The organism is Gardnerella sp. DNF01141 (assembly GCF_049244255.1).
In the GTDB taxonomy this organism is placed as follows: Bacteria; Actinomycetota; Actinomycetes; order Actinomycetales; family Bifidobacteriaceae; genus Bifidobacterium; species Bifidobacterium vaginale_E.
The window spans coordinates 819,660-841,058 of record NZ_CP058391.1 but is presented as its reverse complement, the minus strand read 5'-3'; the positions used below and the strand labels follow the sequence as shown (position 1 = coordinate 841,058).

General features: G+C 44.0%; 14 protein-coding genes and 1 pseudogene. 13 read left to right on the top strand and 2 right to left on the bottom strand.

Features of this window, described 5'->3' with window-relative positions:
• Positions 1 to 114 precede the first annotated feature (114 nt).
• The 12 genes and pseudogenes from HXT35_RS03045 to HXT35_RS02990 form a co-directional block, all read left to right on the top strand.
• Positions 115 to 1,821, top strand: coding sequence for an alpha-amylase family glycosyl hydrolase (locus HXT35_RS03045; RefSeq protein WP_004129314.1), 1,707 nt, complete (start codon positions 115 to 117; stop codon positions 1,819 to 1,821).
• A gap of 134 nt (positions 1,822 to 1,955) precedes the next feature.
• Positions 1,956 to 2,732, top strand: coding sequence for a TraX family protein (locus tag HXT35_RS03040; RefSeq protein WP_421777709.1), 777 nt, complete (start codon positions 1,956 to 1,958; stop codon positions 2,730 to 2,732).
• A gap of 37 nt (positions 2,733 to 2,769) precedes the next feature.
• A complete protein-coding gene (locus tag HXT35_RS03035) occupies positions 2,770 to 5,457 on the top strand; it encodes a TIM-barrel domain-containing protein (RefSeq protein ID WP_421787786.1) in 2,688 nt (895 codons plus the stop codon).
• 209 nt (positions 5,458 to 5,666) lie between these two features.
• Positions 5,667 to 11,162, top strand: a complete 5,496-nt coding sequence (locus tag HXT35_RS03030; RefSeq protein WP_421787784.1) for a hypothetical protein — start codon at positions 5,667 to 5,669, stop codon at positions 11,160 to 11,162.
• Positions 11,163 to 11,590: 428 nt separating this feature from the next.
• Positions 11,591 to 12,661 (top strand): glycine oxidase ThiO, encoded by a 1,071-nt coding sequence (gene thiO / locus HXT35_RS03025; protein WP_004129299.1) that lies wholly within the window; start codon positions 11,591 to 11,593, stop codon positions 12,659 to 12,661.
• Positions 12,662 to 12,730: 69 nt separating this feature from the next.
• Positions 12,731 to 12,937, top strand: coding sequence for a sulfur carrier protein ThiS (gene thiS / locus HXT35_RS03020; RefSeq protein WP_004129296.1), 207 nt, complete (start codon positions 12,731 to 12,733; stop codon positions 12,935 to 12,937).
• A gap of 38 nt (positions 12,938 to 12,975) precedes the next feature.
• On the top strand, positions 12,976 to 13,800 hold the full coding sequence (locus HXT35_RS03015; RefSeq protein ID WP_004129294.1) for a thiazole synthase: 825 nt from the start codon (positions 12,976 to 12,978) through the stop codon (positions 13,798 to 13,800).
• 36 nt (positions 13,801 to 13,836) lie between these two features.
• Positions 13,837 to 14,568 carry a HesA/MoeB/ThiF family protein gene (locus HXT35_RS03010; protein WP_004129292.1) on the top strand — a complete coding sequence of 244 codons (732 nt, stop codon included), beginning with the start codon at positions 13,837 to 13,839 and terminating at the stop codon, positions 14,566 to 14,568.
• A 257-nt stretch (positions 14,569 to 14,825) separates the two neighbouring features.
• Entirely contained in the window at positions 14,826 to 16,733 is a 1,908-nt protein-coding gene (gene dnaK, locus HXT35_RS03005) for a molecular chaperone DnaK (RefSeq protein ID WP_004129290.1), read from the top strand.
• A complete protein-coding gene (gene grpE / locus HXT35_RS03000; protein WP_004129288.1) occupies positions 16,733 to 17,446 on the top strand; it encodes a nucleotide exchange factor GrpE in 714 nt (237 codons plus the stop codon). Before dnaK ends, grpE begins: the two co-directional genes overlap by 1 nt.
• Positions 17,447 to 17,571: 125 nt before the next feature.
• Entirely contained in the window at positions 17,572 to 18,624 is a 1,053-nt protein-coding gene (locus tag HXT35_RS02995) for a DnaJ C-terminal domain-containing protein (protein ID WP_004129286.1), read from the top strand.
• Between the two features lie 44 nt (positions 18,625 to 18,668).
• Positions 18,669 to 18,953, top strand: a pseudogene (locus HXT35_RS02990) (MerR family DNA-binding transcriptional regulator); the annotation flags it as partial.
• 83 nt (positions 18,954 to 19,036) lie between these two features.
• Here the strand turns inward: HXT35_RS02990 and HXT35_RS02985 are convergent.
• Positions 19,037 to 20,218: an IS256 family transposase gene (locus tag HXT35_RS02985; RefSeq protein ID WP_004126753.1), complete on the bottom strand. Its 1,182-nt coding sequence runs from the start codon at positions 20,216 to 20,218 to the stop codon at positions 19,037 to 19,039.
• Between the two features lie 143 nt (positions 20,219 to 20,361).
• Here HXT35_RS02985 and HXT35_RS02980 point away from each other — a divergent pair, with 143 nt between their 5' ends.
• Positions 20,362 to 20,649, top strand: a complete 288-nt coding sequence (locus HXT35_RS02980; protein ID WP_421787781.1) for a hypothetical protein — start codon at positions 20,362 to 20,364, stop codon at positions 20,647 to 20,649.
• On the opposite strand, the gene HXT35_RS02975 is transcribed toward HXT35_RS02980, so the two are convergent.
• The gene (locus HXT35_RS02975; protein ID WP_004129283.1) at positions 20,603 to 21,376 is read right to left on the bottom strand and encodes an HAD family hydrolase; all 774 of its coding nucleotides are present in this window, start codon (positions 21,374 to 21,376) and stop codon (positions 20,603 to 20,605) included. The two genes, HXT35_RS02980 and HXT35_RS02975, sit on opposite strands and share 47 nt — an antisense overlap.
• Positions 21,377 to 21,399: the final 23 nt, after the last annotated feature.

Here is a 21,399-nt window from a genome sequence, read left to right as displayed (position 1 = left end):
ACGTATATTATGCCGTTTGCAAATGAGTGGCGGGTTATTTGTATTTTATTGAATAATATGCTTTTAAAGTGTCGTCGTATAAACTTTATATAGCAACAAAAGAAGGGTAAAACAATGGGATTATATAATCATGCTCAATGGCTTAAAGACGCTGTTTTTTACGAAATTTATCCGCAAAGTTTTTATGATGCAAATGGCGATGGTATAGGTGATATTCAAGGAATTATAAAGAAATTAGATTATGTAAAATCGCTTGGATGCAACGCAATTTGGCTTAATCCTTGCTACGACTCTCCTTTTAAAGACGCTGGTTACGATGTGCGTGACTATAAAAGAGTAGCTGCTCGCTATGGTACTAACGAAGATTTGCAGCAGCTTTTTAGTGAAGCACACACTCGTGGAATGCGTATTTTGCTTGATTTAGTGCCGGGGCATACTAGCGAAGAACACGAGTGGTTTAAAGAAAGCTCACGCGCTGAAAAAAACGAGTTCAGTAAGCGCTACATTTGGACGGATAGTGCATTTAGCGGCTATTCTATGCCATTTATTGGCGGCGAAACCGAGCGAGATGCCACCTATATTCTGAACTTTTTCAAATGTCAGCCAGCATTAAACTACGGTTTTGTGCATAGAGATCGAGCTTGGCAATCTTCGCCAGATTCTAAAGAGGCAGCAGAAACGCGCGCTGCAATGGTTGATGTTATGCGATTTTGGCTTTCGCTAGGCGCTGACGGTTTCCGTGTTGATATGGCTGATTCGCTTGTAAAAAACGATGACAATAATGGTGAAGGAAGTCTTGGGAAAGACAACACAATTCGTGCATGGCAGGAAATGCTTGGCACTATTAAAGAGGAGTATCCGCAGGCTGCTTTCGTTTCCGAATGGGGCAGGCCGCGTCAGGCGTTGGCAGCTGGGTTTGACATGGACTTTTATTTAAGCTGGCGCTGGGACGGAAATCCTAACGGCTACGCACGTTTAGCTCGTGATGTTGATAACGCTTTAGATAGCAATCCTGAACATGATCACAGCTACTTTTCGGCGCGCGGCGGCGGAAGCATTTGCCCATTCTTAGACGACTACTGCCCGCAATATGAGTCAACCTGTGATCAAGGCTACTTTAGTTTCATTACTTGCAATCATGATACGTCTCGCATGGCTCCGCGATTAGATGAGCGTGAGCGCAGAGTTGCTTTCGGAATGCTGCTTACAATGCCTGGAGTGCCTTTTGTTTACTACGGCGACGAAATTGGCATGAAATATCGCGATATTCCAACAAAAGAAGGCGGCTACGCTCGAACCGGCACGCGCACGCCAATGCAGTGGGATGAAACAAAAAATCTCGGATTCTCAACAGCTGCAAAATCAAAACTATATTTGCCTGTTGAAGTGCGAGCAGACGGAAGAACTTGCGCAAATTCTCGCAAACAAGCAGTAGAAAGTGGCGAAATTCCAACAGTTTCTGCGCAAATTAATTGCGAAGATTCCTTCCTTTCTTGGGTTCGCGCGCTTATTGAGCTTCGTCATAGTCGCGCTTCTTTGCAAGCTGACGCGTCATGGCGAGTACTATACGCTCCTGTTGATGGACGCGGATTTGCTTACGAGCGTTGCGCAAAAAGCAGCGAGGGAGAATCGGATGCCGAAAGAAGCATCGTGGTTATGAACCCTGGAGTAAACGCAGAAGCAGTACCGTTTGAAGCGCTGGCAAATCTTACTCAGGAAGCAGTCGAAAATCCTTTGCTAAAAATCGGCGAAGTGTTAAGCTGCGGAAATTCTTTGAAACTCGGTGCGCAAAGTTTCGCAATATTCAATCTTCCGCTTTAAGTCACAATAAATACTGCGATACAATAAACGTTAGTAAAACAGAGCAGTAAAAATAAGCGCGTTACTTAAAAAGAACGTTACTTAAAGTAAGTGTTATGCGAAACAATGCGTGGAAATACAAAGGAGTGCAAGTAATGGATGTGCTAAAGCCTAAAATTCGTGCAGATAAAAACATAAAAATGGGCATTACTTTGCGCAAGTTTAAAATGCTTGGCGCATTCATGATGATGCTTAGTGCATTTAGCGCTCCCGTAATACCGCATTTGTTTGGCGGATTACGCAAAGATAATATGCTTGCTCTCACATTTGCGGTTCTTTGCGAAGTAGTTAGCTGGACTGCGCTGCCATGGTATGCGTGGATTCTTATGCGCGGATACCACAATACGCATAACGTGAATCTTTACATACTGCGACTTTTGATTTTAGCAATAATTTGCGAAGTGCCGTACGATCTTACTACATCCGGTTGCGCGTTTGATTTGCGCTCGCAAAATCCAGTGTTTGCGCTCGTAATTGCGCTGTTTGTTCTTATGGGAATTGACATGGTTCGAGAGCGTTTTAGCGGTTTTTTGCGCAGTGTTGCGTATGCTGCAGTAGTAATTGCAGGATTATTGTGGAATATTATTGGCAAAGTTTATGTGCGTCAGCAAATTTTCTGGGGAGGCGCGCTATTCCTTGTGTTTGTGCTGATTTTTGAGCTGATGCAAAAGCATGAAATTCGCATGGAGCTGATTTCCGGCATGTTTGGCGCTATGTCGATGCTCGCGCCAGGCATTGGCGTGGCAGTTTTGCACTATCGCAGCCCTTACGGAGACGGTCATAAGGATTCGCCAGTATTTCGCTGGACAATGTACGCATGGTATCCGGTAATGCTATCGATTGCAGCATTATTCGCAGTATTCGTCAAATAAAAGCGTGCGTTAATTAATAAAAAGCAAAGGTGCAAAAATGGACTTTTCCAAGTCGGGAATTTTTTATAAGTACGCAACTGATTCAAACGCAAAAGCACAGGATACTCAGGTAATTAAAGGCGAAAAGTGGCGAATTACAGTTATTACAGATTCGCTGTTGCGTCTTGAATGGAGCGACGACGGAAAGTTTGTTGACAATCCTACGCAAACTGTAATCTGCCGCAATTTTGCTCACAAAAGTGCGGATGCTCAGCCGCAATTTAGTGCGCGCAAAAACGAAAACGGATGGTTGGAAGTCGAAACTGAAAAGCTGCATCTTACTTATAATTGCGAAGCTTTTAGTAAAGAAGGATTAAGTATTGTTGTGCGCGGAGTGCCGTGTACTCAATTTAATACGTGGCATTACGGTGATGCGTGTCCTGGAAATCTCCTTGGAACTTTTAGAACTTTGGATCAGGCGAACGGACCGGTAAAACTTGGTAAAGGAATACTTTCGCGCGACGGATGGTCTGTTTTAGACGATTCTGCAACTTGCGAAATTGCGCCGGCTGAGGAAATAAACGGCAAATCAAACCCGTATGGGGCTTGGGTTAAGTCGCGTGCGCAAAAAGTTAGCGAACAAGCTGGAAGATATAAAGACTTGTATTTCTTCGGCTACGGACATCGCTATATTCAAGCAATTCAAGACTTTTATAAGCTAGCGGGTGCTCAACCGCTGCTTCCACGTTTTGCGCTAAGTAATTGGTGGAGCAGATACTATCGCTACCATCAAGACGAATATTTGCAATTGCATAATCGCTTTAAGCGCGAAGGCATACCGTTCAGTACAGCTGTTATAGATATGGACTGGCATGTGACGGATGTTGATGCAAAATATGGTTCCGGTTGGACGGGCTACACTTGGAACGAGGAGCTTTTCCCAGATCATCGTGCTTTCTTGCGTAAACTTAACGCGGCTGGATTATCTCCAACTTTGAACTTGCATCCGCGCGACGGCGTGCGTGAGTTCGAAAAAGATTATGCGCAAGTTGCGCAAGATGCTGGCATTGATCCGGCAAGCGGTAAAGCTGTGGAATTTGATTTAACGAATCCGCAGTTTGTTGAAGCTTATTTCAACATGCATCATCGTATGGAAGATGAAGGCGTCAAATTCTGGTGGATTGACTGGCAGCAGGGTGGTGTGACGCGCGAGCCTGGTTTGGATCCGCTTTGGATGCTAAACCACATGCATTATGAGGATTCTGCTCGCGAAGGACGCTGGCCGCTAACGTTCTCGCGCTACGCGGGCCCTGGTTCGCATCGCTACCCAGTTGGATTCTCGGGAGATACCGTTACTACTTGGGATTCTCTTGCTTTCCAAACTTACTTCACTTCTACGGCTTCAAATATTGGCTACGGATGGTGGAGCCACGATATTGGCGGCCACATGCTCGGCGTGCGAAATAACGAGTTGGAAGCGAGATGGTATGCTTTCGGTGCATTTAGCCCTATTAATCGTTTGCACTCGACTTGCTCTCCGTTTGCTGGAAAAGAGCCGTGGAATTTCCCTCAGGAAACTCGCGAAGCAATGGTGAAAATGCTTCGCTTGCGCGCTGAACTTTTGCCATACGTTTATACGATGAATTATCGTGCAGCTTTTGATGGCAGACCGATTATTGAGCCAATGTACTGGCAGTCGCCGGAAGTTGGCATGGCTTATGAAATTCCTAACGAGTACCGTTTTGGAAGCGAGCTTATAGTGGCGCCGATTGTTTCGCCTAACGATGCGGCTACTTTGCGTGGATGCGCTGGAGTTTGGTTGCCGGAAGGTGACTGGTACGATTTGTTTGACGGGCGCAGGTACGTGTCTCGCGGCTGGAATGGTCGCAGATTTGAAGCGTGGCGCACGCTTGACCGCGTGCCTGTTTTTGCTCGCGCTGGAGCTATTGTGCCTCTGCAAGTTTTGCCGGAAGTTGCAGATTGCGCGCGTAGTTATGAGGCTGCTGAATCTGTTAATAGCATTGAAAATCCTCGTAATCTGCGCGTGCTCGTGTTCCCTGGAGCTGACGGCGAATTTGTGATGCGCGAAGATAACGGTGATTTTGCTGCAGCGTCTGCTGGGAATACTGCTAATACTCGCATGAATTTTGTGTGGCGAGACGGCAATTCTTCTACGCAATTTATTATTTCCGGCGTTTCCGGAGAGGATGATGCTGTAGAATCTGTGCCGCAAAAACGCAACTGGAATGTGGTGTTTAGAGGGGTTGATTGCGCAGATTTTGCGCACGTGCGCGTATTGGTAGGAAGTCGAGAACTTAGCGCAAGCGAGTTTGCGATTTCTTACGAAGGTGAAGAGTCGACTTTGAGCTTAACTGTTTCTGTAAAAGACGTGCCAGCTCGTTTAGAAGTTCGCGTAATTGTTGACGGAGGATTGCAAATTGCTGCCGACCCTAAAGTTGGCGACGCTTACCGATTCTTGCTTCAAGCACAAGTGCCGTACCGTGGTAAGGAAATGGCTTTTGACGCAGTACGCGAAACAGGCGGAAGTGCAAGTGCTATTGCTGCAATATCAACTCTTGAATACGAAAACGAATCGGAAGCAGAAAAGTATCGCAACAATGTTGATATGCTTAACGCTTACGCAACCGATCAGCCTTCCGTGGTTAAGTGGGCGCAGTGGCGTTGTACGTTGCCTGTTTCTGTAAAGCATGCGCTTGAGGAGATTTTGCTGCGTTCGGTTGAGTAAATAGTACTGTTTATTAGTAAATGCGCCCTATGAAAATCGCTTCCAAAGTGGTATAATTCACACTGAATCGCTGTATATGTGCAATTAATACGCTAAAAGATTGCTCTATGCAGAAATATACACTGACGCATATTTGGATGCATTTTTAGGTGCATACAAGGCATAATTAAATCCTAGAGAGCATGGGTGCATTTTGAAGAGGAGGAATTATGGGTGTAAAGTCTGTAAAGCGCGGGCATAAGGTGAGCTTGGACGCTTCTGCTAGCAATGCTATTGCGAGAGCTGTGGATACGCGTAAAGTTGCAGCGTTTACTATAGGTGCTGCAGGTGTGCTTGCCGGTGCTGCATTAGCGTTTAGTGTGACTCCTGCGAATACTGCAATGGCTGCAGAGGAGAAAGATTCACAGGTTGTTCAGAGTGATGCTCAAAAAGGCGAGCCACATAAGCACGAGCAACAGGCTAATGATAAGCAGTCTAGCGATAAGCAGATTCAGAAGAAGAATGTAACTGAAACTCCTAAAAACCAAATGGGGGGGGGTCTGCCTTCTAAGAAGGATGTTGAGCAGACTAAAGTAGAGAATCCTGAAGTAGAGAAGACTCAATCAAAACAAACTGAAGAGAAACAGTCTGAAGCAGGTAAAGTCGAGGCAGCGCAGTCTAAGCTAAAATCTGCAGCTTCGCCATTCATGGTATTGGCTTCTAATGTTGATGGTGACGGCGATGACAATGATGAAATGCCACCATTATTCCCAAATACTGATCTTAATTTTGATAAGCCAGTAATCAAAGATCCTGAGCATTTAACTGATTCTGAAAAACTTGAGATTAGGAAGCGTGTATCTAAAGCAAATAATGTTGCTCTAGATAAAGTGACTTTTAATAACAATAATCAGATTGTTATTAATTTTGGGCAAATAATTCCAGGTCAGGATTATACAGACACAATTAACTTGGATGATGCAATTATAAAAGAGATTGATGAATCTAAGATTACTATTCCTTCTGGTGATGATGCTGTTCCTGTGTATAATCCAATCGGTTTTTCTGATGCCGAGTTTGAGCGCATTAAGCAGAAGTTATTTGACGATAATAAAAACAATGCTCAGCTTGGGCTTACTAGCAAAGATCAAATCAAATTTGATTGGTATTCAGGTAATACTGCTCACTGGATTAATGATGGTCCTCATAGGGCAATTTCAAGTGGTATGGCAGAAAATACCATAACTGTTACAATCAAGACCGACAAAGCGTATGTGCAGTTTACGTCGAATATTAAGAAAAACAAGCTTACGCGCGTGGTTGATATTCGTAAGGACTATAACCTTGAGTGGACTAAGCAGAAAATGGATGGCCGCGACACAGATGAAGGTTTTAGCTGGAGTAGCGACAAGAATACGCTTATTTACCACTATGATTCCACAAAAGCGCAAAAATTCAACACGGAAGATGTTGTTAAATATTTGAAAGCAACGCCAAAAGACATTAACTCTGGTTTGCGCACGATAATTGGCGGAGAGACGCTTGCTAGCGAAGGCAGAAATGGCAAACCGCAAAGATCTAATATGCATTATTTGCTTGATGATCAAAACAACCCAACAGTTTCGCTTACGATGGGCAATATGAGCGGCCCGTATTGGAATGGTAATCCCGCAATTGATAATTCGGATCGCAATTTAGATGAACATAATTCAGATGCAAAGGATTATTCTTTTGGCAAAGATGCAAAGGTGAATCTTGCTGCTAAGAGTGGCAAAGTATACCCAGCCCATTTATATTTGGCTCCTTACGATTATTCGTATTTTAAATATGCAGTTTCTGTGCACTCTATTAACTTACTATTTGTGCCACAGCCTTCGCACGACAAAACTAAGCTGAAGGCATCGATTGATGAATATACAACTGCGCAGGTTGGGTACAAAACAGTGCCAACTAAGTCAAAGTATTACAATGCGTCTGATACTTTGAGGAATAATTACGATACTGCGCTTAGCGCTGCCAATAACTTGTACGCAAGCGTTAAAGACACTGCTAAAGAGAATCTTACAGAGCAGCAGAAAGCCGATATTGATAACGCGGCTATTAAGCTCAATAAAGCTTATCAAGCGCTTAATGGTGAAGATACAAATAAAACGGACCTTAATAAAGATATTACGGATCAGGGAACTGCTGCGACCACACAGGGTGCGGCGGCTACTGGAACGCATGCAACTGACAGGTACAAGAACGTAGCCAATCCTCAATTTAAGAAGTCTGATGGCACACTTGATACCGATAAGAACAATAAAGCTGCTCAGGCAAAAACTGCGTACGATGAAGCTCTTACAGAAGCTAATAAGGTAAACGCAAATCAGTATGCAACGCAAAAAGAAGTAAACGCTGCCAAAGAGAAGCTTGATAAAGCGCGCAGAGCATTGGACGAGTTTGAAACCAACAAAGACAAGTTGAGTGAGATTATTTCATCGGATGCCAAGGTTAAAACTGGTACGTCTGGCGATATCTCAACAGCTGATCCTGCGTATCAGAACGCTACAGAAGACGAGCGCAATAAATACGACGAAGCTGTAAAGAAAGCACAAGAGCTTTTTGCTGACCCGAACGCTTCGCAAGCCGATGTTGATCTTGCAATAGAAAATCTTAAGAATGCCAAGAAAGCAATTGATGCTAAGGCTACGAATAAGGCGGCTCTTGACGCGATAGTTCTACAAAGTCACGATCACGACGGCGACAAAAAGAGCGTCTTCTATGAGAACGGCACGTATGACAGATACTTTGATGGCAATCTTCCTGCAGGCTTAAATAAGGAAGAAGCTAAGCAGTACGCATCTAAATACGATGACGCTTTGGCAAAAGCAAAGGAAGTTATTAATAATCCTAAGGCAACGCAAGCGCAGGTAGACGAGGCGCTAAACAATCTTAAAACAGCCGAAGAGAATTTGCATAAGCTTAAAACGAATAGCTATGACTTAATTCAGGTCCTTGCAAATAATTTCAGTGGAAATAAGCTTCCTGCATACTTTAATGCGTATGAGGAAAGCCAAAACGGAGCTGATGCTGCTAAAAAGACGCAGGCTGGTAGGGACTTTGTTGCGTATAACGAGGCGTATACAGAAGCTAAAACTATTAAGCAAAAGATTGATGACGCTAAAGCTGGAACTTCTACGTATTCGCAGCAGGAAATAGATGCGGCAAAAGCTAAACTCGATAAAGCCCGCGGTGCTATTGTAACCTATGCAACTAAACCGTCTGCTTTGCAAACTTCTGCAGATCAAGATGATGTAACGAAAAACACAACTGCATATAAGAATGCGCAAGCGCTGGCGGATAAGGCAAGCGATACATCGCTTACAGCGGAAGAAAAAACTAAAGCAGATGCAGCTAAGAAGATTGTTGATGAGTATGCTTCCGCGCTTGCTGCTGCAAAGAAAGTCTTGGAAAACAAGGTTGATAAAGACACAAATGCACAAGGTACAGAGATAACCAAGCTAGATGGTGAAGGCGTTCCAAGCTCTGCAACATTCCTCAATGGTGTGCAAAAGCATCCTGAAAACAAGGCTTTGCAGACAGATGTTGACTCAGCTCTTAAGCGCTTAGACGCAGCTCGCGCTGCACTTTCTGCTTACGCTACCAAGAAGGATGATTTACGTAAGTCGGTGGATGCTGATGCTGACACAAAGCAGCTACCTCAATATAAGAACACGGATAGCCCTGTATTTAAGAACAATAGCGGCGATGCAGATGGAGCAAAGAACACGCAAGCTTCTGCTGCTAAAACAGCGTACGATCAGGCTCTTAACTCTGCTAAGGATGTACTTGCAAAGCAAGACGCAACTCAAGTTGAGGTAGATGCTGCGCTCAAGAAGCTTGATGAAGCGCGTAAAGCTTTGGACGCATACAACACTGATTTTGCTAAGTTACAGGAAAGTGTTGGCAAGAACGGTTCTCCTAAGACTGGTACTGCTGAAGCCGTTGAGGGAACTGTAACTTCTGACGCGTATAGAAATGCTTCTAACCCGCAATTTATGAAGGCAGACGCATCTGGAAATCTTATTCCTGATGCTAATAGAAATAACGCAGCTGCACAAGCAAAGAAAGCGTACGATTCTGCGCTCGCTAAAGCCAATGAATTGCTTGCAAAGAGTAAGGATAGCGCCACTCCTGCGGGTGAAAAGCCAACACAAGCGCAGGTAAATGCTGCTCTTGCTGAACTTGAAGCGGCTCGAACAGGGCTTGATGCGTATAAGACCAATTCTGCAGATCTTAAGGCTGAAACTGAGAAATCTCAGGAAGAAGGCGCAACTGGTGAGCCTGCTGCTGATTCGTTTGAGAATAAAGTTTCAGTTAAGAATGCTAAGTATCTTCTTGAAAAGCTTAAAGACAGTCCAGATTCTATTGCTTACAAGGATGCAAAAGATAAGCTTGATGCTTATAACGCGGCATTAAAGAGCGCGCGTGAGCTTGTAAAGAATGCTGAAAATCAAACGCTTAGCAAACATCCAACTCAGCAAGAAGTTGACGAGGCTCTTAAAGCATTGAAGAAAGCAAAAACCGACATTGAAAACGATGCGCAGTTCAACACTGATAAATCTTCATTGCAAAATGAGGTTGAAGGTAAAGATAAAGACGGCAAAGTAATTACTCCGAAGTTCGAAGATACTCCAGAGTTTAATAATGCTGCTGGCTCTAGTGCTGCTGCTGCGTATACAAAGGCTCTGGCAGATGCAAATACGGTTCTAAATGATGCAAGCGCCACGCAAAAGCAGGTTGATGATGCTTTGAAGGCTTTGCAGGATGCTAAGAAAGCTATCGGACAGTTTAGTACAGATAAATCTAAGCTTCGAAACGAAGTAGAAGGTAAGGATTCTGACGGAAATATAATAATTCCAAAGTTCAATGAATCTGCGGAGTATAAGAATGCTGAAGCTAAGGCTAACGCAACTCCTGCAGACGAGGATGCGAAGAAAGATCTCGAAAATTACACGAATGCTTTAAATGAAGCCAATTCTGTGCTAAATGACTCCTCTGCTAGCCAGTCGACTGTTGACGCTGCTTTGAAGAGACTTCAGGATGCTAAGAAGAAGATTACTGATTCTAACAAGACCGATAAGTCTAAGCTTCAGGATGAGGCTGCCGGTGATGATGATTTCCGTAAGTCGCCTTACTTTATAATTGGTAGTAGGGATGATATTTCCGAGTATGAGAAAGCTTTGGCTGAAGCTAAGCGAGTACTTGCAGATCCTAACGCAACTCAAGCTCAGGTTGATGAGGCTTTGAAGAGGCTCGCTGCAGCTAAGAATAAGATTAATAATCCATTCGGTCGCGGCGGGAACGGAAGTGGCTCTGGTGTTGGTTCCGGTTCTGCTGCTGGTTTTGAGACTAGTGATTCTCAGAGTGCTTTGGTAGATAAGTCCGCTTTGCAAATCGAAGTTAACAATGCTGTGGAAACTAATGCTAATGCTGTGCAGGCTTTGGCTGAGGCTAACAGAGTGCTTGCAGATCCTAACGCAACTCAGGCTCAAGTTGATGTGGCTTTGAGTAAGCTTAAGGCTGCTAGGGCTGCGCTGCTTAATAGTTTGAGTGGAGCATCTGGTCATAGTCTTGCTAAGACTGGTGCTGCAACTGGCTTGTTTGCAGGATTTGCCGCAATCTTCGCAGGTCTTGGTGCTGCAGGCGTGGCTTCTCGCCGTCGCAAGCATTCTAACGAGTAGGCTCTAGCGTTACTCACGCAGTACGCAAACTGCGTGAGTAACGAAAAAACGACATTATACGTTACTAATGCAGAACGCCAACTGCGTGAGTAACAAAAAAGTGTGTTTATCCGTTACGCGCGCAGTGCGCAATCTGCACTGGTAACGAAAATTGCTTAGTTTTACCGCTTGACATGCCGGCTAAATTAACAGATTTTTTGTAAAAGTGCTAAAATGCTACACGGTAGTGTGACGAAAATCACATAATTTCGTCACGTCTATCTGTAGCGTTTGTAATATCGCTAAAGTTGGCAATATTGCAGTGCTTTACAATCGCAGTTTTGAAGGTCAAAGCTACGAAACGCGGGAGCTTGTTCTATACAGGCTGAGAGGGCGAAAGCCGACCGTAAACCTGATGCGGGTAATGCCGCCGTAGGGAAGGAGTATATATGCGAAATATTCGTATTATTGGTGCAGGTATTATTGGTTTAGCAACAGCGTGGAGACTTACGGAAGCCGGCGTAAAAGTTAGCATAATTGATCCGGATCCAGTCTCTGGCGCTTCTCACCATGCTGCCGGCATGTTAGCTCCTACCGCAGAAATGCAATATCAGCAAGAAGCGTTGTATCCACTTATGTTTGAGTCCGCAACCATGTATAAGGAATTGGTTGATTCGGTTGCAAAGTATACTGATAAGCCAACCGGTTATTTAGAGTGCGGCTCTTACGTAATCGGCGGCGACGCTGCAGATAACGAGCACGTAAACGAGTTGCTAAACTTGCAGCACCGTTACGGACGTAGAGCTGAGCATATTTCTGTGAGTAAGCTTCGTGAAATTGAACCTGCTCTTTCGCCAACTATTGCTGGCGCTGTAAGCGTGCCGGACGATCATCAAATCAACCCTCGTCTTTTCACTGCAGCAATGATTGATGCACTCGAAAAGCGCGGTGTTGTTATTGAGCGTCGCGCAAGCACTCCAGACGATTTGGGTCCAGACACAGTTTTGGCATCTGGCTTGGGAGCTAAGGACATGCTTCCGCAGCTTAAGCTTCGCGCTGTGTGGGGCGATATGATTCGTATGACTATTCCAGAGCCTTTGCGTCCAATTTTGAGCTCCGTGGTTCGTGGATTTGTGCACGATCGCCCAGTGTATTTGGTGCCTCGCGCTAAGGAAACTGGTGAGCTTGTGCTCGGCGCTACATCTCGCGAAGACGACCGCGATATTCCAAAGGTTGGTGGCGTTCTCGACTTGCTTCGCGATGCTGCAAGTGTGCTTCCTGGCATTCAGGAATGCTCGATTACTGAGGTTACTGCTGGCGGTCGCCCTGGCACTCCAGACGATTTGCCATTCATTGGTATTGATCCTAAGACTCACACAACGATTTCCACCGGCTACTTCCGTCATGGAATTTTGCTCACCGCTTTGGGTTCTTCTTTGACTACAAAGCTTGTGCTTGAGCAAGAGTTGACTGAGAAGGAAAAGGGATTCTTGGAAAGCTGCGATCCTGCTCGTTTCTAGTAACTTAAGTTTCTAGTGACACTCGTTCTAATTACGCAAGTTTTAATAGACGTTAATAAAGGTTGAATTATGCAAATCGTCGTCAATGGTGAAACTATTGAAGTTCAAGATGGGTTAACTGTTGCTGAGCTTATTGCTCAACGTTACGGTTCTGATGCTGGCTCTGGCATAGCTGTTGCAATTGGCGACGATGTGCTTAAGCGTAATCAGTGGGCGTCTACTGTGATTTGCAATGGGGATCAAATTGAGATTCTCAGCGCAGTTCAAGGCGGCTGACGCTTACAAAATATTAAATTTTCAATAAAAGGCTTAAAATGACAGAAAATAATTCTGAAAATAATGCAGAAGAAAGTGCCGACACTTGGCAACTTTGTGGTAAGACCTTACATTCAAGGCTTTTGCTTGGCACTGGCGGTATGACGAGCATTGACATTATGGAGAAGTCGCTTGTTGCTTCGGGGGCGGAAGTGGCTACGGTTGCTTTGCGCCGTCACGCAAAAACAGGCGTAGATATTTATGGAATGTTGCAACGCCATAATATTAACGTTTTGCCGAATACTGCAGGATGTAAAACTGCACATGACGCTGTGCTTACTGCAAAAATGGCTCGCGAATCTCTAGGAACCGATTGGGTTAAGCTCGAAGTTATTGCAGATGACGATACTTTGCTTCCGGATACTCGAGAAGTTTTGCTTGCTGCAGAAAAGCTTGTTGAAGAAGGCTTTAGCGTTCTGTGCTATACGAATGACGATCCAATTGTGGCTCGTCGTTTAGTTTCTCTTGGTGTGAAGGCTGTTATGCCAGGTGGCGCTCCAATTGGCACTGGTCTTGGTATTTTGAATCCTCGAAATATTGAGCTGATTGTGCGCGAATGCAAGGAAGCTGGCGTTCCTGTAATTTTGGATGCCGGCGTTGGCACCGCTTCCGATGTTGTTAAAGCTTTTGAAATCGGCTGCTCTGGTGTGCTTCTTGCAAGCGCTGTAACTCGCTGCCCAGATCCAGTGAAAATGGGTCGCGCAATGGCCGCTGCTGTAACTGCTGGCAAGCTTGCTCACGATGCTGGACGTATTCCAATGCGAAATCATGCTCTTGCTTCCTCGCCTGTTGAGGGTCGCGCTTGGGCTGATTCCGTGCTGTAAATTTCGTAGTATGAATTTCGGCATAATTATTTAAGCATGACGATTAATAAAATTTACGACAGCCTGCAGGAGCTTGAGGCGGAACGCACTTGCCGCCACTTGCTCCTGCCTGGCTTTACGCACGCGCATCAACAGTTACTTCGAAATGCAAAAATCTGCATGGTTGGTGCTGGTGGACTTGGTTCTCCATGCCTGCTTTCGCTTGCCGCTGCAGGAGTTGGAGAAATCACGATTTGCGATGATGACGTTGTTGAGCTTTCTAACTTGCAAAGGCAGACTTTGTACACTGTTGATCAGTGTGGCAAATCTAAAGCGCAACTTGCGGCTAAACGTCTGCAAGCATTATCTCCCGGGCTAAAAATCAACCTTATACCTAGGTTTAATGAAGATAACGCGAAGCAACTTGTAGAAAATCATGACTTAATAATTGATGGTTGTGATAATTTTGCTACGCGCTTTTTGATCGCGGATGCCGCGTGGAACGCAGGAACGCCGGAAGTTTATGGTTCGGTGCTTTATTATGAAGGTCAAGTAAGCGTTTTTATGCCTGGTGAGGGGCCGTGCTTGCGAGACTTGTACCCTTGCCCACCTCCGGAAGAAAAGCTGCCGAAATCGGCGGTATTGGGAGCAACTGCGGCTATTGTTGGCGCAATGATGGCAACTGAAGTAATCAAACTCATAACAGGTATCGGTACGCCTCTTATTGGCGTTTTAGCGCGCTATAACGCATTAGATAACTCTTTGCGGCATTTTAAGTTCAGCGCGTGAAACTTGCGTAATTTATCCTTAAACTATGCTTTTATTCAAAACTTGAGTCTGGTTGTATAAAGTTTTTTGTAATTTTTGGGAATAAAAGTTGACTTTTACAAGTTGAGTGTAGTAGGCTCAAGTTTTGGAAAGTAAAAAAGCTGGTGATTTACCTAGTTTCCAATAAGGAATCTAAATAAAGCTCAGCTCACGTAACTACAAAACTTAAAGGAAAACGTAATTGCACAAAACGTGCAATACCTAGTTAAGGAGAAATTATGGGACGTGCAGTAGGTATTGATTTGGGTACAACTAATTCTTGCATCGCTACTCTTGAAGGCGGCAGCCCAACCGTTATTGTGAACGCTGAAGGCGCTCGCACCACACCATCTGTTGTGGCATTTAGCAAGTCCGGCGAAATTCTGGTTGGCGAAGTCGCTAAGCGTCAGGCTGTAACAAACGTTGATCGTACAATTAGCTCCGTAAAGCGCCACATGGGCACTGATTGGACTGTTGAAATCGACGGTAAGAAGTGGACTCCACAGGAGATTTCCGCACAGGTTTTGATGAAGTTGAAGCGCGATGCTGAAGCTTACTTGGGCGAGCCAGTAACCGACGCCGTTATTACCTGCCCAGCATACTTCAACGACGCTCAGCGTCAGGCAACTAAGGACGCAGGTAAGATTGCAGGCTTGAACGTGCTTCGTATTATTAACGAGCCAACTGCTGCAGCTTTGGCTTACGGCCTCGAAAAGGGCAAGGAAGACGAGCGCATTTTGGTATTCGACTTGGGTGGTGGTACTTTCGATGTGTCCTTGCTTGAAATTGGTAAGGATGACGACGGATTCTCCACAATTCAGGTTCAGGCTACTAATGGTGATAACCACTTGGGTGGCGACGATTGGGATCAGAAGATTATCGACTGGCTTGTTGGCGAAGTTAAGAACAAGTATGGCGTTGATTTGAGCAAGGATAAGATTGCTTTGCAGCGTTTGAAGGAAGCTGCTGAGCAGGCGAAGAAGGAGCTTAGCTCTTCTACTTCCACTTCAATTTCTATGCAGTACTTGGCAATGACTCCTGACGGCACTCCAGTGCATTTGGATGAGACTTTGACTCGCGCTCACTTTGAGGAAATGACTTCCGACTTGCTCGGTCGCTGCCGTACGCCATTTAACAACGTGCTTTCTGACGCTGGAATTTCCGTAAGCCAGATTGATCACGTGGTTCTTGTTGGTGGCTCTACTCGTATGCCAGCTGTGAAGGATTTGGTGAAGGAACTTACCGGCGGTAAGGAAGCTAACCAGTCCGTGAACCCAGATGAAGTCGTGGCTGTTGGTGCAGCCGTGCAGTCGGGCGTTATTAAGGGAGACCGCAAAGACGTTCTGCTTATTGATGTAACTCCACTTTCCTTGGGTATTGAAACCAAGGGTGGAATTATGACAAAGCTTATCGATCGCAACACTGCTATTCCTACGAAGCGCTCGGAAGTATTCTCCACTGCAGAAGATAATCAGCCATCCGTGTTGATTCAGGTTTACCAGGGTGAACGTGAGTTTGCTCGCGATAACAAGCCTCTTGGCACTTTTGAGTTGACTGGTATTGCTCCAGCTCCTCGTGGCGTTCCTCAGATTGAAGTTACTTTCGATATTGACGCTAACGGCATTGTGCACGTTTCCGCTAAGGATAAGGGCACTGGCAAGGAGCAGTCCATGACTATTACCGGTGGTTCTGGCCTTCCAAAGGACGAAATCGATCGCATGGTTAAGGAAGCTGAAGCTCACGAAGCTGAAGATAAGAAGCGTAAGGAAGAAGCTGAAGTTCGCAACCAGGCAGAAGCTTTTGCCTACCAAACTGAAAAGCTTGTAAACGATAATAAAGACAAGCTTTCCGACGAAATCTCCAAGGAAGTTACCGAAAAGGTTAACGCTTTGAAGGAAGCTTTGAAGGGTGATGACGTTGAGAAGATTAAGTCTGCTCAGAGCGAGTTGATGACTTCTGCTCAGAAGATTGGTCAGCAGCTTTACGCTCAGCAGGGCGCTGCTGGTGCTCAAGCTGGTCCTGCTGCTGGTGCTCAGGCTGGTGCAAATGCTGGTGCAAATGCTGGTGCTGAATCTGCCTCTAAGGATGATGACGTGGTTGACGCCGAAGTGGTGGACGACGACAAGGACGATAAGGACAACAAGTAATGTCCGACTTTAACACCAACGAATATTTGCAAGGAATGGAAGATTCTGACTCGCTGGATGTGAAACCTGCAGAAGATTCTGCGAAGACTTCTGCACAGTCTTCAGATCAAGATGCTGAAAACGTGAATCGTGCAGAAACGGATGACGCTCAGTCTGATGCTAATGTTTCTGCGGATTCTGCAGATTCTGCGGATTCTGCAAATATCGCAAATTCTTCTGAATCTTCTGAATCTTCTGAATCGAAAGATAATAAAGATGCAGACGACAGCAGTTTAACGCCTTTAGGTAAAGCCAAAAAAGAGGCTGCTGAATACTTAGAAGCGTTGCAACGCGAGCGAGCAGAGTTTATTAATTTCCGCAATCGTTCTGCGAAAGAACAGGATCGTTTCAGACAGCATGGAATTATCGACGTGCTAACAGCATTGCTTCCAGCTTTGGATGATATTGACCGTATTCGCGAGCACAGCGAAATGGATGATTCGTTCAAGGCTGTTGCAACCAAGATTGATAAGGCTTTTGCGAAGTTTGGCGTAGAAAAGTTCGGCGAAAAAGGCGAAGACTTTGACCCGACAAAGCACGATGCTGTTTTACATCGTCCTGATCCAGACGCTACAAAAGAAACTGTGGACGCTGTGGTTGAGGCAGGGTATCGCATAGGAGAGCGTGTTATTCGCGCTGCTCGTGTGGTCGTTTCTTCACCAAGTAATTCCTAACGAAACTCTTAGTCGTAACTTTATTGCGTAACTTGCTCGTGCTAGCTCATAAGAGTTGGCACGAGCAGGCTATATTTGGTCAAAAAGCGAAATAGCCAATGTGCTTGTAAAGAAAGGAGGCACAAATGGCTGAAAATGAGTGGTTAGCTAAAGATTTTTATAAAGTTTTAGGTGTCTCCAAAGACGCTGACGAAGCAACGATTACTAAAGCGTATCGTAAGTTAGCGCGTAAGTATCATCCGGATTTGAACAAAACAAAAGAAGCTGAAGAAAAGTTTAAGGACGTTTCTGAAGCTTATGATGTTCTAAAAGATAGCCAAACGCGCCAACGCTACGATGCTATTCGTCAATTTGGTGCAGGAGGTGCTCGTTTTGCCGGTGGCGCTGGGGGAGCAGGCGGATTTGATGCGTCAAGCTTCTCGGATATTTTCTCCATGTTTAACGGCGGTGCAGGAATGGGCGCAATGGGCGGCAACGGCTCGCGCATTCGTTTCGCAAGTAGTGGCGCTGGCCCAAATATGGGTGATATTTTCTCCATGTTTGGCGGTGGGCGTCAAAATTCTGGTGCGTCTGGATTCCAAAGCGCGAATAGTTTTGCTGGCGAGCAGTACGAAAGTGCGCAAAACCAAAATGTGCCTACAAAAGGTGACGATATAACAACAGATATCAAACTCACTTTTAAGCAGGCTTTTAAAGGTGCCACTGTGTCCCTTCGCGCGGCAGGCGAAACTTTTAAAACGCATATTCCAGCCGGAGTAAAAAACGGTCAAAAAATTCGTTTAAAAGGCAAAGGAAAGCCAGGAAGATTTGGCGGTTCTGCAGGAGATTTGTACCTACAAGTTCATGTAGAAGAATCTAATAAATTCACTTTGCGCGCAAACGATTTGGTCGCAACTCTTCCGGTAACTTTGAGCGAAGCTGTGCACGGCGCAAAAGTTACGCTTAATGACGTAGATGGCAATGCTGTGACTTTTAAAGTGCCTGCTGGGTCTTCTAGTGGAGACGAGATTCGTGCTCAAGGCTCCGGTGTGCCAGGTTCCAACGGCGATTTTATTGGTATTGTGCAAATTCGCGTACCAAAGCGCGCAACTATGCTACTTAAGCATGCTGCAAAAGAATTTGATAAGACTGCCGGCGAATCTTACTCGGAAGAAATTAATAATTTGAGACAAAATTAGTGTAAAAATAAATTAAGAAAAGTAAAAGTAAAGGAAGGCGTGCTATGACACCTATAACGCGTGAAACTAAAGCACTGTATGAAATGTGCGCAGTTGCTTTAGTGCGTGGTAGTGCAACGCTTGACGGCGCGGACGAAGTAGGTTTTACAATCGATTTGCCAATATTTACCGTCAGCCATGTAGCGCGCCTTACCAATACTCATCCGCAAACCCTTCGTCAATACGATCGTTTGCGTTTAATCATGCCTCAGCGCACAGAAGGTGGCGCTCGCAGATACTCTTTGCGAGATATAAGCAGAATTGTACAAACGCAGAATTTAAGCCGGCAGTGTCAAGAATTTTGTGTAAACTCCACTAGTTGTCAATCAAGCTATCAATCCAATAATATTTGCTTTTCTACGAAAAGCAAATATTATTGGATTTCGAATTTTTCGTGCAGGTCATAAGACGCTAATCCAAATCCTCTATGAATTCTTTCTTTAGATAATTCATTTTGTTCAATACAAAATACTCCTAGATAACGATTTAAACTATCCTCTGCTGGAAACTGTTCCTTTGCTTTTAATCGTTTTTTTAGTTGCTTATTGAGACTTTCAATTAAATTAGTCGTATAAATACTTTGACGAATTTGTTTAGGGAAGTCAAAAAAGACTAATAAATCGTCATAAACTGAATCAATACTTGCACAGACTTTAGGATAACGTTTGTGTATGTTTTCTAGAAATTCGTTTAATTTTTTCTCTGCATCTTCTTTATTGTTTGATTGATAAACTTTCTTAAGTGAATCTACTAATTCTCTTTTATCTTCAACTCTTACCTTCTTTTGTAATTGTCGGATTAAATGAACCCAACAAGTTTGATATTTTGCGTTAGGAAACACGCTTAAAAGAGCAGTCTTAACCCCACTAAGTCCATCTGTAATAAATAGTAAAACTTCTTGTAATCCTCTTTGTTTCAATGATTCCAACATTTCTTTATAGTGTTCAGCAGATTCAGTAGGATAGATTGCATAATCAAGAATTTCTTTACTGCCTTCTGGAGTAATTCCTACTAAAAAGTGAACAGCTTCCTTTTGAACAGTAGCTCTTCTTAAATGAACATACGTTGCATCAGCATAAATCACTGCATAACGAGATTGAACTTTTCTTTGATGAAATTCTTTAACAGAGTCTTCAACTTGTTTTGTAATATTTGTTACGGTAGTAGGGCTATAGTGATGACCGTAAATATCTTCGATACACTCTGCAATTTCACGGTTAGTAAAGCCTTTAGAATAAAGTTTAATAATAACCTCTTCTAATTTTTCGGAATTTCTTTTATAAGCTTTAATAATTTTTTGCTCGAATTCTCCGTTACGATCTCGTGGAATATGGATATTTAAAATACCATATTCTGAATAAATTTTACGATTATAGCCACCATTTCTTGAATTTCCGGTGTTATATCCCTCTACAGAATGTTTAGGGTAGTTTAAATGCTCTGTTAATTCAACTTGAAGTAATTGATTAATCCCATTTTCAATCGCTTCTTTTAATAAGTGATTAATATTGTCACCTTGTAATAGTCTTTTTGTCAATTCTGTGTTAAAATCCATTTAGAAGTCACTCCTTTGTTAATTTGTTTTGGTAGATTAATTATACAACTAGTGGCTTCTTTTTTTATACTCTTTTTTGTGTTTACACAAAATATTGTACACTCTCTTTAAGCCAAAATGAAGGTATCAATTTAGCTGGAATTATGCAAATTCTGGATCTGCAAGAAGAAAATCGACAGCTTAAAAGGCAAGTTCGTCATTTAACAGAAGCTGCAGAGTCTTCAGAACGCAATATTTTTGCCGCAAACGCAGATGGTGACATTGTGGAAATGCAGCGTTCTCGCAATGCTAGGCGCTGGAGACGAGATATTCGCACTGAGCGCCGAGCTTTGCCGTCGTCTTATTCGTCATCAGAGTATGCAAACGCAAGCGATAATAACGCAATTAAAGACGAGAAATCTGTTGTTCTGTGGCGAGCTTGGCGCGTTTAATAACAATATTTTCAAGAGTTTTTGCGCTCACGCCTTCATATCCATTAAGTTCAGCGTGATGCTTACTTTCCTCAATATTTGCGCGCGAAAAACCAGTTTGCGCAACTACAGTAGCTCCAGAATTAACTGCAGCAGTAAGACCAGATAAAGAATCTTCTATGATTACGCAGTGAGCCATTTGCTCAGCGATTTCTTCCGCGCTTCCACAAATACCAACCATTTTCCCAGCAGCCAAATATGGCTCAGCGCTTGGCTTAGGCTTAAAACCATCGTCGCCACAAACGTATCCAGCAAAAGCGCCTTCTGGAGCATGCTTAACAATATTTTCTACTAAGCAGCGCGGAGAATTGCTGACTAAAATAGAAGGAATACCAGCATTTGTGAGGCTTTTAAGAAGATCTAGAACTCCTGGAATCCACGGCACGCACTCAGCTTCACGAGCTGCAACGTAATCGACCATCCCTTTGCCGATTTCTTCTACCGTAAGTTTAGTTCCGGAAGGAATCATTTTATTTGCAACTGTTTCCAAAGAACCGCCAGAACATTTCCAAGCTAAATCTTCATCCCAATATCCGCCGTATTTTTCTACTAAATAAAATTCAGACTCGTGCCAATACGGTTCCGAATCAATAAGCGTGCCATCCATATCCCAAAATACCGCACGCAAAATATTCTTATTTGATTGTGTATTCGTAATTTTTTCTGATTTTTCAGTCTTTTGTTCCACTATTTATGATTCCTTATACTTTC

Coding starts and splice junctions, on each gene's coding strand:
- HXT35_RS03045 (WP_004129314.1), top strand. CDS start 115: ATGGGATTATATAATCATGCTCAATGGCTTAAAGACGCTGTTTTTTAC.
- HXT35_RS03040 (WP_421777709.1), top strand. CDS start 1,956: ATGGATGTGCTAAAGCCTAAAATTCGTGCAGATAAAAACATAAAAATG.
- HXT35_RS03035 (WP_421787786.1), top strand. CDS start 2,770: ATGGACTTTTCCAAGTCGGGAATTTTTTATAAGTACGCAACTGATTCA.
- HXT35_RS03030 (WP_421787784.1), top strand. CDS start 5,667: ATGGGTGTAAAGTCTGTAAAGCGCGGGCATAAGGTGAGCTTGGACGCT.
- thiO (WP_004129299.1), top strand. CDS start 11,591: ATGCGAAATATTCGTATTATTGGTGCAGGTATTATTGGTTTAGCAACA.
- thiS (WP_004129296.1), top strand. CDS start 12,731: ATGCAAATCGTCGTCAATGGTGAAACTATTGAAGTTCAAGATGGGTTA.
- HXT35_RS03015 (WP_004129294.1), top strand. CDS start 12,976: ATGACAGAAAATAATTCTGAAAATAATGCAGAAGAAAGTGCCGACACT.
- HXT35_RS03010 (WP_004129292.1), top strand. CDS start 13,837: ATGACGATTAATAAAATTTACGACAGCCTGCAGGAGCTTGAGGCGGAA.
- dnaK (WP_004129290.1), top strand. CDS start 14,826: ATGGGACGTGCAGTAGGTATTGATTTGGGTACAACTAATTCTTGCATC.
- grpE (WP_004129288.1), top strand. CDS start 16,733: ATGTCCGACTTTAACACCAACGAATATTTGCAAGGAATGGAAGATTCT.
- HXT35_RS02995 (WP_004129286.1), top strand. CDS start 17,572: ATGGCTGAAAATGAGTGGTTAGCTAAAGATTTTTATAAAGTTTTAGGT.
- HXT35_RS02985 (WP_004126753.1), bottom strand. CDS start 20,218: ATGGATTTTAACACAGAATTGACAAAAAGACTATTACAAGGTGACAAT.
- HXT35_RS02980 (WP_421787781.1), top strand. CDS start 20,362: ATGCAAATTCTGGATCTGCAAGAAGAAAATCGACAGCTTAAAAGGCAA.